Here is a 14,601-nt window from a genome sequence, read left to right on the forward strand (position 1 = left end):
GGTCCGGCGGTCTAGTCGAGGACGGCGCCGCACGTCATGTTGAGGGCGGCGCCGGTCATCGTGCGGGCCCAGTCCGAGGCGGCGAAGACCGCCACGTGCCCGACGTCGGCGAGGGTCGCCGTGCGACCGAGCAGAGTCTGCCCCGTCAGCTCCGCCTCGATCGCCGCGCGACCCTCGAAGGCCGCCGGGATCGCCTCCGGCACGCCGCTGGTCTGCAGGGTGAGGACCCGGATCCCGTACGGGCCCAGCTCGGTGGCGAGCTGCCGGCGCATCGCCTCGATCGCCTCGAAGCCGGTCACCAGGCCGCCGAGCAGATACCGGCCCGCGGCGGTGCGGTCGCCGGAGCCACCGAAGGTCAGGATCACCCCGGAGCGCCGGGGCTTCATGTGCCGGGCGGCGGCCCGGGCGGTCAGCAACTTCGAGCGTACGGAGGTGACGACCGGGCTCAGGTAGTCCTCGACCGGCATGTCCACCATGGCCGTACCCTGCACGTCGCTGTCGGCGATCATGTTGACCGAGATGTCGATGCCGCCGGCCGCCGCGGCCACCTCGTCGGCGTGCGCGTCGACCGCCCGCTCGTCCAGGGCGTCGACCTCGGCGATCTCCGCACCGATCGGTCCGGCCACCGCGGCGAGGGTGGCGCGGGTCCGGCCGGCCAGGAAGACCCGGGCGCCCTGGGCCGCGTACGCCCGGGCGATCGCGCCGCCGATGGATCCACCGCCGCCGTAGATGATGGCCGTTCTGCCGTCGAGCAACATGTGTCGTCTCCTTCTCTCTCTCCCCTCTACAACCCGGGCCGGGCCGCGAACTCATCGGGCAGCCCGAATTCGCGGTGCAGCCCGTCGGTGAGGAACGAGACCACTTCGGCGATGCCCGTCCCGTCGAACCGCAGCACATCGAGCCCGGCCCAGGCGTACGCCTGCCGCTTCTCGTCCCACAGGTAGGTGCCGAAGGCGAGCTGACCGTTGGCGTGCGCGGGCCGGAACAGCCACCGGTGCCGCAACGGGCCGGCCAGCAGGAACTCGCGGATGGCAGCCCGGCCGCGGTACCACTCGGGCAGCGGCGGCATCGAGTACGTGGCGTCGTCGGTCAGCAGGGCCACGATCGTGTCGACGTCCGCGGCTTGCCACGCTGACGCGTACCGGTCGGCCAGGCTTTTGATCTTGTCGGCCGGGACCGGATCGCCGGGCGCGGGCCGTCGCTCGGCCAGGGCGGCCCGGGCGCGCTGCAAGCTGCTGTTGACCGCCGCCACGGTGGTGTCGAGCTGGGCCGCGACCTCGGCGGCGGAGAAGCCGAGCACCTCGCGCAGCAGCAACGCGGCCCGCTGCGGCCCGGAGAGATGCTGCAGCGCGGCGACGAACGCCAGCCCGATGCTCTCCCGCTGCTCGACGGTCGCCGCCGGGCCGAGCCGCCGGTCCGGGTACGGCTCCAGCCAGGCCACCTCGGTGAGCGGCGCCCCCGGCCCGAGATCGGCGGGCAGTTCGCGCCGGGACCGCTGCTCGATCAGGGTGAGGCAACGGTTGGTGGCGATCCGGAACAGCCACGGCCGCAGGGCGCCGGCCCGGAACGTGGACAGCCCGCGCCACGCCCGCACCAGCGACTCCTGCAGGGCGTCCTCGGCGTCGTGCAGCGAACCGAGCATCCGGTAGCAGTGCGCGAGCAGCTCGGCGCGGTGTCCGCCGACGAGCCGCCCGAAGGCGTCGGCGTCGCCCGAGCGGGCGGCCGCGAGCAGGGCCGTCTGATCCATCCGACCATGGAAGCAGAGCACAACGAGCGGGCGGCCACCCGAGTCGCGCCGAAAGAGGCCAATTCTTTTCGGTTCTTTCACCGATCGACCCCGGCGCCGCCGGGCCGCGAGACTGGACCGGTGTCGGAATCCTCATGGTACGACCCCCAGCCCGTCCGGCCGCGACACCACGTCCGGCGGCGCGACAAGGTGGAACTCGCCGTCGCTGTCCTGCTGCTCGCCAGCCTGCTCGGCCTGCTCGCCGTGGGCGTCGCGTGCGACCGCCCCGGTTCCCCCAGGCCGGCCCCGAGCCCCTCACCCTGAGCCCGGCCGGTGGTGACCACTATGGTGTGCGCCCACCTGATCAAGGAGCGCGCGCGGACCGATCGCTGGCGGTCGTCAGGCGGGGCGCATCAGCAAAGTGATGGTGCGGCCGGACCCCGATTGACAGGATCGCCCGTATGCTCGCCGAACTCTGGCCCCAGTACGGCCTCACGATCACCACACCACGGCTGGAGCTCCGGCTGCCCACCGAATCCGAGCTGGCGGAAGTCGCCCACCTCGCGGGCGCCGGGGTTCACCAGCCGGACGAGCGTCCCTTCCTCACCCCCTGGACCGACGGAAGCTACGCCGACCGCGCGCGAGCCGTCCTTCAGGGCCACTGGCACGGGCTCGCCGCCTGGCGGGTGACGGCGTGGCAACTGGGACTGGGAGTTTTCGCCGGGGGCAGGCCGATCGGCATGGTCAGCCTGCGAGCCCGCGACTTCCCCGTCGTTCGTGAGGTCACCACCTCGGCCTGGCTCGGCCTCGGACACCAGCGCAAGGGCTACGGAACCGAGGCGCGTACGGGCCTGTTGGCCTTGGCTTTCGACCACCTCGGCGCCGATGCCGCCCGCACCGAGGTGTTCCAGGACAACCACGCCTCCCAAGGGGTGTCCCGCAGACTCGGCTACGAGCACGACGGGATCTCCGTCGATGCCCGCGGCAGCGACGCCGTCATCTCCGACCGGCTCCGGCTGACCCGGCAGAAGTGGATCGACCGGCGGCGACCCGCGGTGACGGTCGACGGCTTCCCGGCCTGCCGCGCCGCCTTCGGTCTCTGACCCCCGCGGCGCTCAGCGGGCCGGCAGCCACTCCTGCCAGGTCGCGCGGTTCGCGTCCAGCCAGCGCTTGGCCGCGTCGTCGCGGGACAGCTTCTTGACGGTGATGTCCCGGGCGACCTCGTTCTGGTCGTCGTTGGTCCAGCGGAAGTTCTTGATCAGATCGGCCGCCGGGCTGCCCGAGTCGACGAACGCCTTGCGCGCGATCTTGTCGAGGTCGTACGGCTGGTAGTCGCACGCCACCGTCTTGGGGTCGGCGTCACAGCCGGGCTTGTAGATCGGCAGCGGGATGTGCACCAGCTTGATCTCCGACAGCAGCCACTGCGGCGTGTAGAAGTAGCCGATCAGCGGCTTCTTCTCCTTCTCGGCCCGCTGGAACTCCGCGATCAGCGCGTCCTCGCTGCCCGCGTAGACCACCGTGAAGTCCAGCTTCAGGTTCTTGATCAACGCGGCGTCGTTGGTGACGAACGACGGGTCACCGCCGAGCAGCTGACCCTTGCCGTCCGACTTGCTGGTCTTGAAGTCGTCGGCGTACTTGTTGAGGTTCTTCCACTTGGTGATGTCCGGGTGTTCCTTGGCCATCCACGGCGGCACGTACCAGCCGATGACGCCCTTGTTGCCGGTGAGACCCTGCTCGACCGCGACCTTCTTGTCGTCGATGTAGGTCTTCTTGAGGTCGTCGTGACCCCAGTTCTCCAGGATGGCGTCGACCTCGCCGCTGGCCAGGCCCTCCCACGAGGCGTCCTCGGTGAGGTCCTTCTCCACCACCGTGCAGCCCAGCTCCTGCTTGAGCAGGTAGCTGACCACCGCGACGTTGGCGGCGTACCCGACCCAGGGGTTCACCGCGATCGACACGGTGCCGCAGGGGGTGCGCTCGACGCCGGGCGGGGCGACGATCGCCTCGGACGAGGTGCCGCAGGCGGTCAGGGCCAGCACGCTCACCAGGGCGGCCGCGGTGCGTGCGCGCATCGTTCTCCGTTTCACAGTCATCAGCGGCTTCACCACGTCGGCACCGGCCGTTCCCGGCTCAGCCGCTTGGCCAGGACCTCTTCGGTCAGCGCGACCAGGATGTGCTTCACCGACTCGCGGTAGCGCGCGTCGCACTCCAGCACCGGCACGCTGGGGTCGATGCCCAGCGCGTCGCGGACCTCCTCGAGGTCGAAGCGCTGCGACTGGTCGAAGGTGTTGACCCCGATCAGGAACGGGATGTCATGCTCCTCGAAGTAGTCGATCGCCGGGAAGCAGTCCTCGATGCGCCGGGTGTCCAGCAGCACGATCGCCCCCAGCGCGCCGTCGACCAGGTCGTCCCAGAGGAAGGCGAACCGGTCCTGCCCGGGCGTGCCGAACAGGTAGAGCAGCAGCGCGTCGTCGAGGGTGATGCGGCCGAAGTCGAGGGCCACCGTGGTGGTGGTCTTGCCAGAGACCGCCGAGGTGTCGTCGATGCCGATCGACCGCTCGGTCATCTCGGCCTCGGTGACCAGCGGCTCGATCTCCGAGATGGCACCGACGAAGGTGGTCTTGCCGACACCGAAACCGCCACTGATGACGATCTTGACCGCCACCGGCGGCAGCGGCGCCGGCTCACTAGAGCGCCCGAACACGATCCCTGATCCTCTCGATCAATGCGATGGGGAGCTCCCCGAGCTGCTCCTCGATCCGCAGGTAGCCGTCCGTCACCAGGTCGGCGACGATGACCCGGACCACGCCGAGCGGCACCCGCAGGGCCACCGAGAGGTCCGCGATGGACATCGGTGCCTGACACAATTCGACGATGCGCCGCGACTCGAAGCGCAGCGGCGCCGACAGCGCGGCCGGAGCCGCGTGCAGCAGGGTCTCGATCCGCAACCCGTCGTGCAGCGGGCGGGTGCGCCCGCCGGTCAGCATGAAGGGACGGACGACGAGGTCGTCACCCGGTTCCGCGGCCGCGTGGGCCGGCGCGGGCGGGGGCTCCCGCCGGGAAGGCACGACCGGCTCCGCGTACGGGATCATGCGAGGGTCCGGCCCCCACTCCCCCCGGTGACTCATCGCGGGAGGTACTGCCGGGATTCGGAGATCAGCGCCGGGGTGAGCAGGGCGCCGAACCTCTCCGCCAACAGGGATATCTCGTAGCCGACGAGACCCACGTCGCTGTCACCGCCCGCGACGACACCGAGGCAGCTGCCGCCGGCGATGACCGACACCAGCAGGAAGCCCCGCCGCATCTCGATCATGATGAGCTTGAGCCCGTCGAAGTCGTAGCGCCGGGAGGCGCTGCGCGCGACGCTGGCCAGGCTCGACACGATCGCCGCCAGGTGGTCGGCCTCCGCCCGGCTCAGCCCGTCGGAGCTGGCGATCAGCAGGCCGTCGGAGGACACCGCGACCGCGTCGCGGACGCCGTCGGTCTGGTGCACGAAGTTGCCCAGCAGCCAGTTGAACTGGTGCCGGTCGGCAGACGTGTCAACGCTCATGGGAACTTCTTTCGGCCTCGTCGCGGGGTTGGGGAGGGGCGGCGGTCATGGTCGGTCGGTGGCGTCGCTGCTGCCGCGCTGCATGCCGCTGCGGAAGGCGGTGAGCCGGGCACGTACCTCGTCCGGCGAGTCGCTGACGGGTGCGGGCCGCTCGGCCGTCCGGGTGGGGACCGCGCCGGCCGGCTCCGCGGGTGCCGAGGCTGCCTTGCGGGCCCGCGGTGCTCGCTTCTTCAGGCCGTTCGGGGTGCGGTCGGCCTGGTCCGGCGGTGGCGCGAACGAGTACATGTCCATGCCGAGCGTCGAGGCGGTCATCGCCTCCTCGTAGCGAGCGGTCGGTGTGCTCGCGGCGGCCGGCTGCTGCTGCTCGGCGGGGGACGGCGGCTGACGCCGTACGGCCGGGCTGCCGGGAACGGTGACGTACTCGATCTTGCCGGGCCGGATCCGGCCGTCCGTGGCGGGCGGCGCCGGCGCGGCCGGCGGCAGGGTGAGGACCTGGGTCGCCGCCGGGTCCGACGCCTCCAGCGCCCGCGGCGCTTCCAGCGGCCGGCGCTCCTCCGGGGTCAGCCGCGGCTGCGGCGCCGGGGCGCTGACGGCCTGGACACCGGCCACGATGGACGGCGGCAGCACGATGCGGGCGGTCACGCCGGTCACCGGGGACGGCGCCAGCTGCACGTCGATGTCCATGTCGGTGGCCAGCCGGCCGACCACGTAGTGGCCGAGGAAGCGGGTGGGTGCGGTGATGAAGTCGCCCTCGCCCCGCAGCCGCTGGTTGGCCAGCTCCAGGTCGGCGCGGCTCATGCCGATGCCCTGGTCGGTGATGGCGATCAGGTAGCTGTCGCCGATCCGGCGGCCCTGGATCTCCACGTCGGCGTCCGGCGGGGAGAAGGCGAGGCCGTTCTCCACCAGCTCGGCGAGCATGTGCGCGACACCGCTGACGACCGCGCCGGCCACGAGCGCGTCGTCCACCCGGCGCAGGGCGACCCGGCGGTACTCCTCGACCTCGGAGACGGCGGCGCGGATGACGTCGGCGATGGGCAGCGGCTCGGACCACTGCCGTGGGCTGGCCGCGCCGACGAGGACCAGCAGGCTCTCCGCGTTACGGCGCATACGGGTGGCCAGGTGGTCGAGCTCGAAGAGGTTGGCCAGTCCGGTCGGGTCGGACTCCTCGCGTTCCAGGCTGGTGATGAAGCCCAGCTGGCGGCGCAGCAGGTTCTGGTTGCGGCGGCCGAGGTTGGCCAGCGACTCGGTGGTGCTGCGCCGCAGCATCGCCTGCTCGGTGGCCAGCGAGTACGCGGTGGCCTGGACCCGGTCCAGCGCGTCGGCGACGAGCCGGACCTCGTCGCTGGCGCCCACGGGCACCGCGACGGTCAGCGGCGGCGCGTCGTCGTCGCCGGAGGTCGCCTTGCGGACCGCCTCGGGCAGCCGCTCACCGGCCAGCCGGTTGGCCTCGTCGGCCAGGGTGGCCAGCGGCGCGGCGATCGAGCGCGACGCGATCGTGGCCAGGTACACCGAGCCGATGAAGCAGATGATCACGGCAGCGAGCAGCAGGCCCATCCGCTGCGTGGCGTCGTCCTGCAGCGTGGCGGCCCGGGCCCGGATGACCGAGCCGACGTGCTGCTGCAGCTGGAGCATGTCGTCCAGCACCGTGGTCTGCGACGACCACCAGGACTGCGGGTTGACCTGGAGGTTGCGGCCGTCGCCGGCGTTCAGCGCCACCTGCTCGAAGTAGGTGGCGGTCTGCGCGGCGCCGGTGCCGAGCACATAGTCCTTGGCCTTGCGCTGGGTGTCGTCCGCGTAGCGGGTGAACGTGGCCAGCGCGGCGTCCTTGGCCGAACGCATCGTGACGAACTGCAGGAACTCGCCGCGGTTGAAGCCGCTGGCCGAGAACACACCGTTGAGGAAGGCCCGCTCCTGGGCGGTGCTCTCCTTGGCGTCACCGAGAGCCTCCAGCGCGGAGACACCGCGGCGCAGGGCGGGGTCGGCCGAGCTGTCCAGGCCGTAGTCGACATTGCTCAGCTCGGCGATGCGACCGGTGTAGAAGGTGAAGGTCGGGGCGCGGTCGGCGGCTCCGGCGTCGGTGCCGGCCCGGACGCCCGCGAGACCGTCGAGCTCGCGGACGGCGGTGGCGACGCGGTCCTGGGCGACGCCGCCCTCGGAGATCAGATCCTCGACCTTGGCCCGCTGGTCGTCGACGCGCTTGCGGGCCGGGGCCAGCTCGGCGCGGAAGCCGACGTTGCCACCGAGCAGACCGGCGGTGAGACCACGCTCGGTCTGCAGCTCCTGCACGAGGTCCTGCACCGCGAGGACGAGGGTGACGGCGCGCGCGGAGGCGGCGGCCGTGCGGTAGTTGTCGACCTCGGTGACGGTGATGACGCCCAGCAGCACGAGGACGGCGACGACGGGCAGAGTCAGCGTACGGACGACGCGGCGGCGGATCGTGCCGCCGGAGCGGGCCGGCCGGGGGGCCGGGGCGCCGGTCTCTCCCCCGGTCACCGGCGCGACGGCGTCGGCGTCGTGGTGGGCCTGGCGCGGGCGGGGGATCTTCATCGACGATCCGTTCCAGGAGCAACGCGGCCGGCGGTGAGGTCTACGACCGGACGACTCCGTGCGGACACGCGTTTCTCCTTCGTCGGGTGGCGGCGGTCTCTGTCTGCCGCGATGGGGGGAACCGTAACGATGAGCTGAGTCGTAAGTCCACTATGTACCGCTGCGGAATGCGGGATTCCCGCATTCGTACCGGCGCAAGATCAGCTTGAGGACCGGTGGGTAGATCGGATCATTGATGAAGGGCATCAGGGTCCTGCCGGAAGGTTGCAATCAGATTTCGATCACGACGCAAAGCGACGTCGTCACTCCGGCGGGGCCCCACGGGGGTCGCGAGTGAGCACAGCACAGCACTCGCGAACCCCGTCGGACAGTGCGTCTGTCAGCTGGTCGCCGGAATCCACGGCTTCCAGGTGGCCTCGTGCTCGTTGACCCATTTCTCGCCGGCCGCCTCGGCGGTCATGCCCTGGTTGGTGATGTAGTCCGAGACCAGGTTCTGGTCGTCATTGGTCCACTTGAAATTCTTGATGAGCTGGAACGCCGGGCTGTTGGTGTCGGCGAACTTCTTGCTGACGATCTTGTCCAGGGTGTAGTCCGGGTAGTCACAGGCGACCTTCTTCGGGTCGGCGTCACAACCGGCGGTGTACGCGGGCAGCTTGACCCGGGCGTACTTCTCCTTGGCGAACAGCCACTGCGGCTCGTAGAAGTAGAACAGCAGCGGCTTCTTCTGGGCCGTGGCCTGCTGGGCGGCCTTGATGAGCGCCGCCTCACTGCCGGAGTACACGACCTTGTAGTTCAGCTTCAGATTCGTGACCAGCGCGGCGTCATTGGTGACGAAGGACGGGTCGCCGTCGAGCAGCTGGCCCTTGTCGCCGGACTCGGAGGTCTTGAACAGGTCCGCGTACTTGTTCAGATTCGCGCCGTCGGTGATGTCCGGATATTTGTCCACCATCCACTGCGGCACGTACCAGCCGATCACGCCTTTGTTGCCGGTCGGCCCGAGGTCGACGGCGACCTTCTTGTCGGTGATGTAGGTCTTCTTCAGGTCGTCGTGGCCCCAGTTCTCCACGACCGCGTCGACCTCACCGGTCTCGAAGCCCTGCCAGGAGATCTCCTCCTTGAGGTTCTTCTTGTCCACGGTGTAACCGAGCTTCTTCTCCAGCAGGTGACCGAGCACCGCGGCATTCGCCTCGTAACCCACCCACGGGTTGATGGCCAGCTTGACCGTGCCCTTCGAACCGGCCGCCGGCGCGTCCGAGGAACCGGCGTCGGATTTCGCACCGCCACAACCGGCCACGGCCATGCTCAATGCCGCGGCCACCGCGGTGAGCCGGATCAATTTCAGGTGTCTCATCAGGATTTCCTTCCGGATGGTGCTTACCGCCGGACGGCGGCAGAGGGGAGAGCAGAAACTCAGGTCGCCGGCCGGCGCAGGCGGTTGTCGTCGGCGCGCCGGCCCGCGCCCTGGGTGAGCCGGTCGAGGAGGATGCCGAGCAGCACGATCGCGAAGCCTGCGGCCAGGCCCCGGCCGAAGTCCTCGCGCTGGGCGAATCCGGCGACCACGTCGTAGCCCAGGGCGCCGGCACCGACCAGGCCCCCGACGACCACCATCGCCAGGACCATCACGATGCCCTGGTTCGCGGCCAGCAGCAGGCCCCGCCGGGCCATCGGCAGTTGCACCTTCCACAGCAGCTGACGCGGCGTCGACCCCGACGACACGGCCGCCTCGACCACCGTCGCCGGCACGTCGCGCACCCCACGCTCGACCAGGCGCACCACCGGCGGCACCGCGTAGATCACCGCCGCCACGATGGCCGTGAACCGGCTGGCCCCGAACAGGGCCACCGCGGGCAGCAGGTAGACGAACGACGGCATGGTCTGCGCCGCGTCCAGCACGGGACGCATGACAAGGGCGAAGCGGTCGTGGCGCGCACCGAGCACGCCGAAGACGACGCCGAACGCCATCGTGGCGACGGTGGCGACCAGGACGGTGGCCAGCGTCTGCATCGCGTGCTGCCACAGACCCAGACCCACCAGCCCGGCCACGGCCACCGCGGCGATCGTCGCGGCCCGTGGGCCGCTGCTCAGCGTGCCGAAGACCAGTACGGCCACCAGGAACAGCCACCACGGCGTCGTGGTCAGGACAGTCTCGATCGGGTCGAGCAGGACAGCGCTGACGACGTTCTTCAGGGCCTCGGTCGCGTCGTACCAGTGGAACTCGACCCACCGCGTCGCCTCGTTGACCGGGACGGCGAACGACGCCCGCCAGCCGGCCGGGAACTCCGCGCCCCACGACGACATCCGGCCCAGCACCGTCACCGCCACGACCGCGACGACGGCCACCAGCGGCCTGGCCGCCCGCAGCCGGGCGGACCGGTGATTGGTCGGTACGGCCCGCTGCGCGGCATGGGTGGTGATCCGGTCCAGCACGACCGCGAGCACGACGATGGCCAGGCCGGCGTCGAAGGCCGCGCCCACGTTGACCCGTTCCAGGGCCTGCACGATGGTCTGCCCCAGGCCGGGCGCGTCGATCAGCGCGGTGATCACCACCATCGACAGCGCCATCATGATCGCCTGGTTGACGGCCAGCACGATGGTCGGCCGGGCCAGCGGCAGGCGTACCTTGCCCAGCAGCTGCCAGCGGGTCGAGCCGAGGGCGGTCGCCGCCTCCACCGTGGACTTCGGTACCTCGGTGATACCCAGGGCGGTGATCCGGATCGCCGGCGGGATGGCGTAGATCAGAGTGGCGATGGTGGCCGCGGGCGAGCCGATCAGGAAGAGCAGCGTCATCGGGGCCAGGTAGGCGAACGTCGGCATGATCTGCATGACGTCGAGCACCGGCCGCAGCGCCGCGCCGACCGCCGGCACCCGGGCGGCGAGCACCCCGAGCGGTACGCCGATCAGCACCGCCAGCAGCACAGCGGACAGCGTCAGCACCAACGTGTCGACGCTCTCCTCCCACAGCCCGAGCACACCGAAGCTGAGGAACCCGGCGACGGCCAGCAACGCGATCCGCCAACCGGCCACCACCGCGGCGAGTGCACCGGCGGCCGCCACGAGTCCGGCCCAGCCGAGCCCGTACAGCGCGGCGTGCACGGTGTCGACCAGCAGGGAGACGCCCAGGCGCAGGTAGTTGAAGCCGTACAGGAAGAGCGGGCTGGTGTCCCGGTTGGCGTCGACCCAGTCCCGCAGCTCGCCGAAGAACCGGAACGCCCAGGCGTTGTCCTCATCGGCCGGGGCCGAGGTCCGCACGGCCAGATACACGGCCGCGGTGGCCAGGACCAGCAGCAGGACCAGCATCCGGCGGCCCGGCAGCTTCCGGCGCGGCCCGCGGGTGGCGGCCTCGGTTGCCGGTTCGGCCGCCTCGGCCGGAACGGGAACGTCCGTGACGACGGTGCTCATGCCGGCACCGGCGGACGGTGCCCGGTCAACGCGGGCAGCAGCTGCTCGGCGTCGACGACCCCGATCCGTTCCTCGCCGTCGACTACGGGGATCGGATGCGGGGACCGCAGGACCCGCTCGATGGTGTCGCGGATGACCGTGCCGGCCGGCAACGGCTGGTCCTCGAGCACCTCGTCCGGTGCGGCGGCCCGGGCGATCCACCGCAGGGTCAGCACGTCGGCGCGGGGCACCTCGCGGACGAAGTCGGCCACGTAGTCGTCGGCGGGCGCACCGACCAGCTCCTCCGGGGTGCCGACCTGCACGAGGGCGCCGTCGCGCATGACCGCGATGCGGTCGCCGAGACTCAGCGCCTCGGCCAGGTCGTGGGTGATGAAGACCAGTGTCTTGCCGACCTCGGCGTGCAGGCGCCGCACCTCGGCCTGCATGTCCCGGCGGATCAACGGGTCCAGCGCGCTGAACGGCTCGTCGAACAGCAGCACCGCCGGGTCCGTGGCCAGCGCCCGGGCCAGGCCGACCCGCTGCTGCATGCCACCGGACAACTGGTCGGGGTACTGATTCTCGTGACCGTCGAGACCTACCAGGGTCAGGACCTCGGCGGCCCGGCGGTGCCGTTCGGCCTTGCCGACACCCTGGATCTCCAGCCCGTACGCGATGTTGTCGACCACCTGCCGGTGCGGGAGCAGCCCGAAGTGCTGGAACACCATCGCGACCCCGTGCCGGCGCAGCTCGCGGAGGCGTTTGGGGCTCATCGCCCGTACCGCCTCACCGTCGATGTGCACCTCACCGGCGGTCGGCTCGATCAACCGGGTCAGGCACCGCACCAGCGTGGACTTGCCGCTGCCGGACAGTCCCATCACGACGAAGACCTCGCCGGGCTCGACCGCGAAGCTCACGTCCCGGACGGCGGCCAGGCAGCCGGTCTTCGCCCGCAGCTCGGCCCGGGACAGGTCCGCCAGTGGCGTGCCGACGACCTTGTCGGCCTTGGGGCCGAAGACTTTCCACAAGTGGTCGACAGCAATCGTGGGCGGCATGGCGGGCCTCGCTGTTCAACTAGAGGATTCGGCGATGAGGTCGGCGGCGCGTTCGCCGATCATCAGCACGGTCACGACCGGGTTGACCGAGGTCATGGCCGGAAAGACGGACGCGTCGGCGATCCGTACGTTAGCCAGGCCGCGCACCCGCAGCTGCGGGTCCACGACGGCAGCCGGGTCGGCGGCGGCGCCCATCCGGCAGGTCCCGGCCGGGTGGTAGACGGTGTGGTGCGCGGCCCGCCCGTACGCCGACAGCTCCGCGTCGGTCTGCAGCTCCGGGCCCGGCGCGATCTCCCGGGCGATCCACGACTTGAACGGCTCGGTGGCCGCCACCTGCCGGGCGATCCGCAGACCGTCGATGATGGTCTGCTCGTCGTAGCCGTCCGGGTCGGTGAAGTAGCCGAAGTCCAGGGCCGGCTTGACCTGGGGATCGGCGCTGGTCAGCCACAGCCGGCCGTGACCGCGCGGGCGCGGGATGTTGGGCGTCATCCCGAAGCCGTGCGCGGGCACGTCGTAGCCGAGCCGCTCGGTGTTGGTGGTGAACGGGATCTGGTAGAGGTGGAACATCAGATCGGGCCGCGGATCGCTCTCGTCGCGGCGGACGAAGAGACCGGCGTCGGAGTCCATGGCGGTCTCCGGCGGCACCGGCCGCGCGGCCTCCCAGAGGATCAGCGACTCGGGATGGTCCAGCAGGTGCTCGCCCACGCCCGGCAGGTCCAGCGCGATGTCGATGCCGAGCGAGCTGAGCTGCTGGGCCGGCCCGATTCCGGAGAGCAGCAGCAGCCGCGGGGTGTCGATCGCGCCCGCCGACAGCACGTACTCGTGGGCGGCGGTCAGCGTGCTCTCGACACCGTCCTTGTCCCGGACCCGCACGCCCGTGACCCGGCCCCCGTCGGTGTCGAGGTGATAGGCCCAGGTGTCGGTGAGGACAGTCAGATTCGGGCGATCCAGGTACGGGTGCAGGTAAGCCACCGACGAGGACGAGCGCACACCCGTCTCGGGGTAGTAGGCCACCGGGAAGAAGCCGGTGCCGTCGGCGAACGGCTCGGCATTGAAATCGTCGCGGACCGGCACACCCAGCGCGGTGTGACAGGAGGCGACGAAAGCCTCGGTCAACGCGTTGCGGTCCTTGGGCGCGACCGGCTGGATCTGGACGCGCAGCCGCTTCCACAGCGGCAACATCTCCTCGTACGACCACCCCTGCGCGCCGGCATCGACCCAGTCGCGGAAGTCCTCGGGTGGTGGCAGGAAGCTGATCATCGTGTTGTGCGAGGAGCACCCGCCGAGCACCTTGGCCCGCGAGTGCCGGATGAAGGAGTTGCCGCGGGGCTGCTCGACCGTCGGATAGTCGTAGTCGTACTCCGACTCCAACAGACTCAGCCAGTTCTTGAGCTGCAGCACCCGGTCGTCACCGACGTCCGACGGGCCACCCTCGACCAGGCACACCCGCATCCCCGGGTCGGCCGACAACCGCGACGCGACGACCGCGCCGGCCGTACCGCCGCCGACAACGACCACGTCGAAATCCTGTGGTGCCGAGATCTCCAGTGCCCTGCTCCTGCCGCTCGCCCGCAGTGGATCACGGATCCACCTGTATCGACGGCTGAGATACGGCACAACCGCCGAACCGCCGCCATAGGATTGAGTGGTGGGCCCACAGTGGTCAATGCCGACGCGAGAGTTTTACCAGAGCGCAATGAGTGTTTCGGCCCTTAACATGGCAGAAGCAAGCCGGTAAACATGCCCTGAGCTGGGCCTGCGTCAAGATCTGAGACCACCCGGCGGCCACGGCCGTAGCAGCGCCGACATCTTTCACCATGCGCGCAGTCGGCGCCGGACGGCCGCTCCACCGGCCCGGCCGCTATCGTTGAGCCAGCCTCCCCGCCGGTGTCCCGCCCCGGCCCCCGTCACCGACAGAAGCGTCCGCGTGACACCTCTTTCAGGTGACGACCCGGTCAATTAGGCTAATCCGTTGGTGAAAAAGCGCGCGAAAAAGCTCGGTCAAGGCACCTGAGTAACGCCGCGGAAATTACCGTTGCGGACTCTTTGCAGCGGCCCGGACGCCCAGCCGAGTTGTGATCTACAGCGGCGCCTGATAGCCGGGACATGCTCCCAGGTGGGCCGCATAGCCGCAGGTGACGGCGGTGATGAAGCGGCTTGGTCTTTCACGTTCCGGTCAGCCGTTGGGATTAGCCCGGACGGCGCGAACCAGCGGTATCGCCGTCTCGGACAGGACAAACGGAAGCACTATCGCGGCACCGCCGGGAATCGGCCATCTTTGTCGCAGCGCCGGAACGCCACTGCGGCGCCACAAACAATCAACAGGTGCACCGGACGTCGACTTTCCGCGA

General features: G+C 70.4%; 13 protein-coding genes. 2 read left to right on the forward strand and 11 right to left on the reverse strand.

Annotation, left to right across the window (positions count from 1 at the left end; all coding sequences use genetic code 11):
• Window positions 1–11: 11 nt before the first annotated feature.
• Together ACWEOZ_RS08915 and ACWEOZ_RS08920 are read right to left on the reverse strand one after the other, a co-directional pair.
• On the reverse strand, window positions 12–758 hold the full coding sequence (locus ACWEOZ_RS08915; RefSeq protein ID WP_451910145.1) for an SDR family oxidoreductase: 747 nt from the start codon (window positions 756–758) through the stop codon (window positions 12–14).
• Between the two features lie 26 nt (window positions 759–784).
• Window positions 785–1,747: an RNA polymerase subunit sigma-70 gene (locus ACWEOZ_RS08920; protein ID WP_451910146.1), complete on the reverse strand. Its 963-nt coding sequence runs from the start codon at window positions 1,745–1,747 to the stop codon at window positions 785–787.
• 120 nt (window positions 1,748–1,867) lie between these two features.
• On the opposite strand from ACWEOZ_RS08920, the gene ACWEOZ_RS08925 reads away from it, so the two are divergent.
• Together ACWEOZ_RS08925 and ACWEOZ_RS08930 are read left to right on the forward strand one after the other, a co-directional pair.
• Entirely contained in the window at window positions 1,868–2,050 is a 183-nt protein-coding gene (locus tag ACWEOZ_RS08925; protein WP_451910147.1) for a hypothetical protein, read from the forward strand.
• A 137-nt stretch (window positions 2,051–2,187) separates the two neighbouring features.
• The gene (locus tag ACWEOZ_RS08930) at window positions 2,188–2,829 is read left to right on the forward strand and encodes a GNAT family N-acetyltransferase (protein ID WP_451910148.1); all 642 of its coding nucleotides are present in this window, start codon (window positions 2,188–2,190) and stop codon (window positions 2,827–2,829) included.
• 12 nt (window positions 2,830–2,841) lie between these two features.
• Here ACWEOZ_RS08930 and ACWEOZ_RS08935 read toward each other — a convergent pair whose 3' ends face one another.
• The 9 genes from ACWEOZ_RS08935 to ACWEOZ_RS08975 form a co-directional block, all read right to left on the reverse strand.
• The gene (locus ACWEOZ_RS08935; protein ID WP_451910149.1) at window positions 2,842–3,795 is read right to left on the reverse strand and encodes an ABC transporter substrate-binding protein; all 954 of its coding nucleotides are present in this window, start codon (window positions 3,793–3,795) and stop codon (window positions 2,842–2,844) included.
• A 29-nt stretch (window positions 3,796–3,824) separates the two neighbouring features.
• Window positions 3,825–4,430: a GTP-binding protein gene (locus ACWEOZ_RS08940; RefSeq protein ID WP_360547038.1), complete on the reverse strand. Its 606-nt coding sequence runs from the start codon at window positions 4,428–4,430 to the stop codon at window positions 3,825–3,827.
• Window positions 4,411–4,815, reverse strand: coding sequence for a DUF742 domain-containing protein (locus tag ACWEOZ_RS08945; protein ID WP_246595443.1), 405 nt, complete (start codon window positions 4,813–4,815; stop codon window positions 4,411–4,413). Before ACWEOZ_RS08945 ends, ACWEOZ_RS08940 begins: the two co-directional genes overlap by 20 nt.
• Before the next feature lie 32 nt (window positions 4,816–4,847).
• Window positions 4,848–5,273 (reverse strand): roadblock/LC7 domain-containing protein, encoded by a 426-nt coding sequence (locus tag ACWEOZ_RS08950; protein WP_125804641.1) that lies wholly within the window; start codon window positions 5,271–5,273, stop codon window positions 4,848–4,850.
• Between the two features lie 45 nt (window positions 5,274–5,318).
• Entirely contained in the window at window positions 5,319–7,820 is a 2,502-nt protein-coding gene (locus tag ACWEOZ_RS08955) for a nitrate- and nitrite sensing domain-containing protein (protein ID WP_451910150.1), read from the reverse strand.
• A 379-nt stretch (window positions 7,821–8,199) separates the two neighbouring features.
• Window positions 8,200–9,171, reverse strand: a complete 972-nt coding sequence (locus ACWEOZ_RS08960) for an ABC transporter substrate-binding protein (protein ID WP_451910151.1) — start codon at window positions 9,169–9,171, stop codon at window positions 8,200–8,202.
• Window positions 9,172–9,230: 59 nt separating this feature from the next.
• The gene (locus ACWEOZ_RS08965) at window positions 9,231–11,219 is read right to left on the reverse strand and encodes an ABC transporter permease (RefSeq protein WP_451910152.1); all 1,989 of its coding nucleotides are present in this window, start codon (window positions 11,217–11,219) and stop codon (window positions 9,231–9,233) included.
• Window positions 11,216–12,250, reverse strand: coding sequence for a quaternary amine ABC transporter ATP-binding protein (locus tag ACWEOZ_RS08970; RefSeq protein ID WP_451910153.1), 1,035 nt, complete (start codon window positions 12,248–12,250; stop codon window positions 11,216–11,218). The genes ACWEOZ_RS08965 and ACWEOZ_RS08970 overlap by 4 nt, the downstream gene beginning before the upstream one ends.
• 15 nt (window positions 12,251–12,265) lie before the next feature.
• Window positions 12,266–13,768 (reverse strand): GMC family oxidoreductase, encoded by a 1,503-nt coding sequence (locus tag ACWEOZ_RS08975; protein WP_451910154.1) that lies wholly within the window; start codon window positions 13,766–13,768, stop codon window positions 12,266–12,268.
• Window positions 13,769–14,601 lie beyond the last annotated feature (833 nt).

The organism is Actinoplanes sp. NPDC004185, assembly GCF_053603475.1.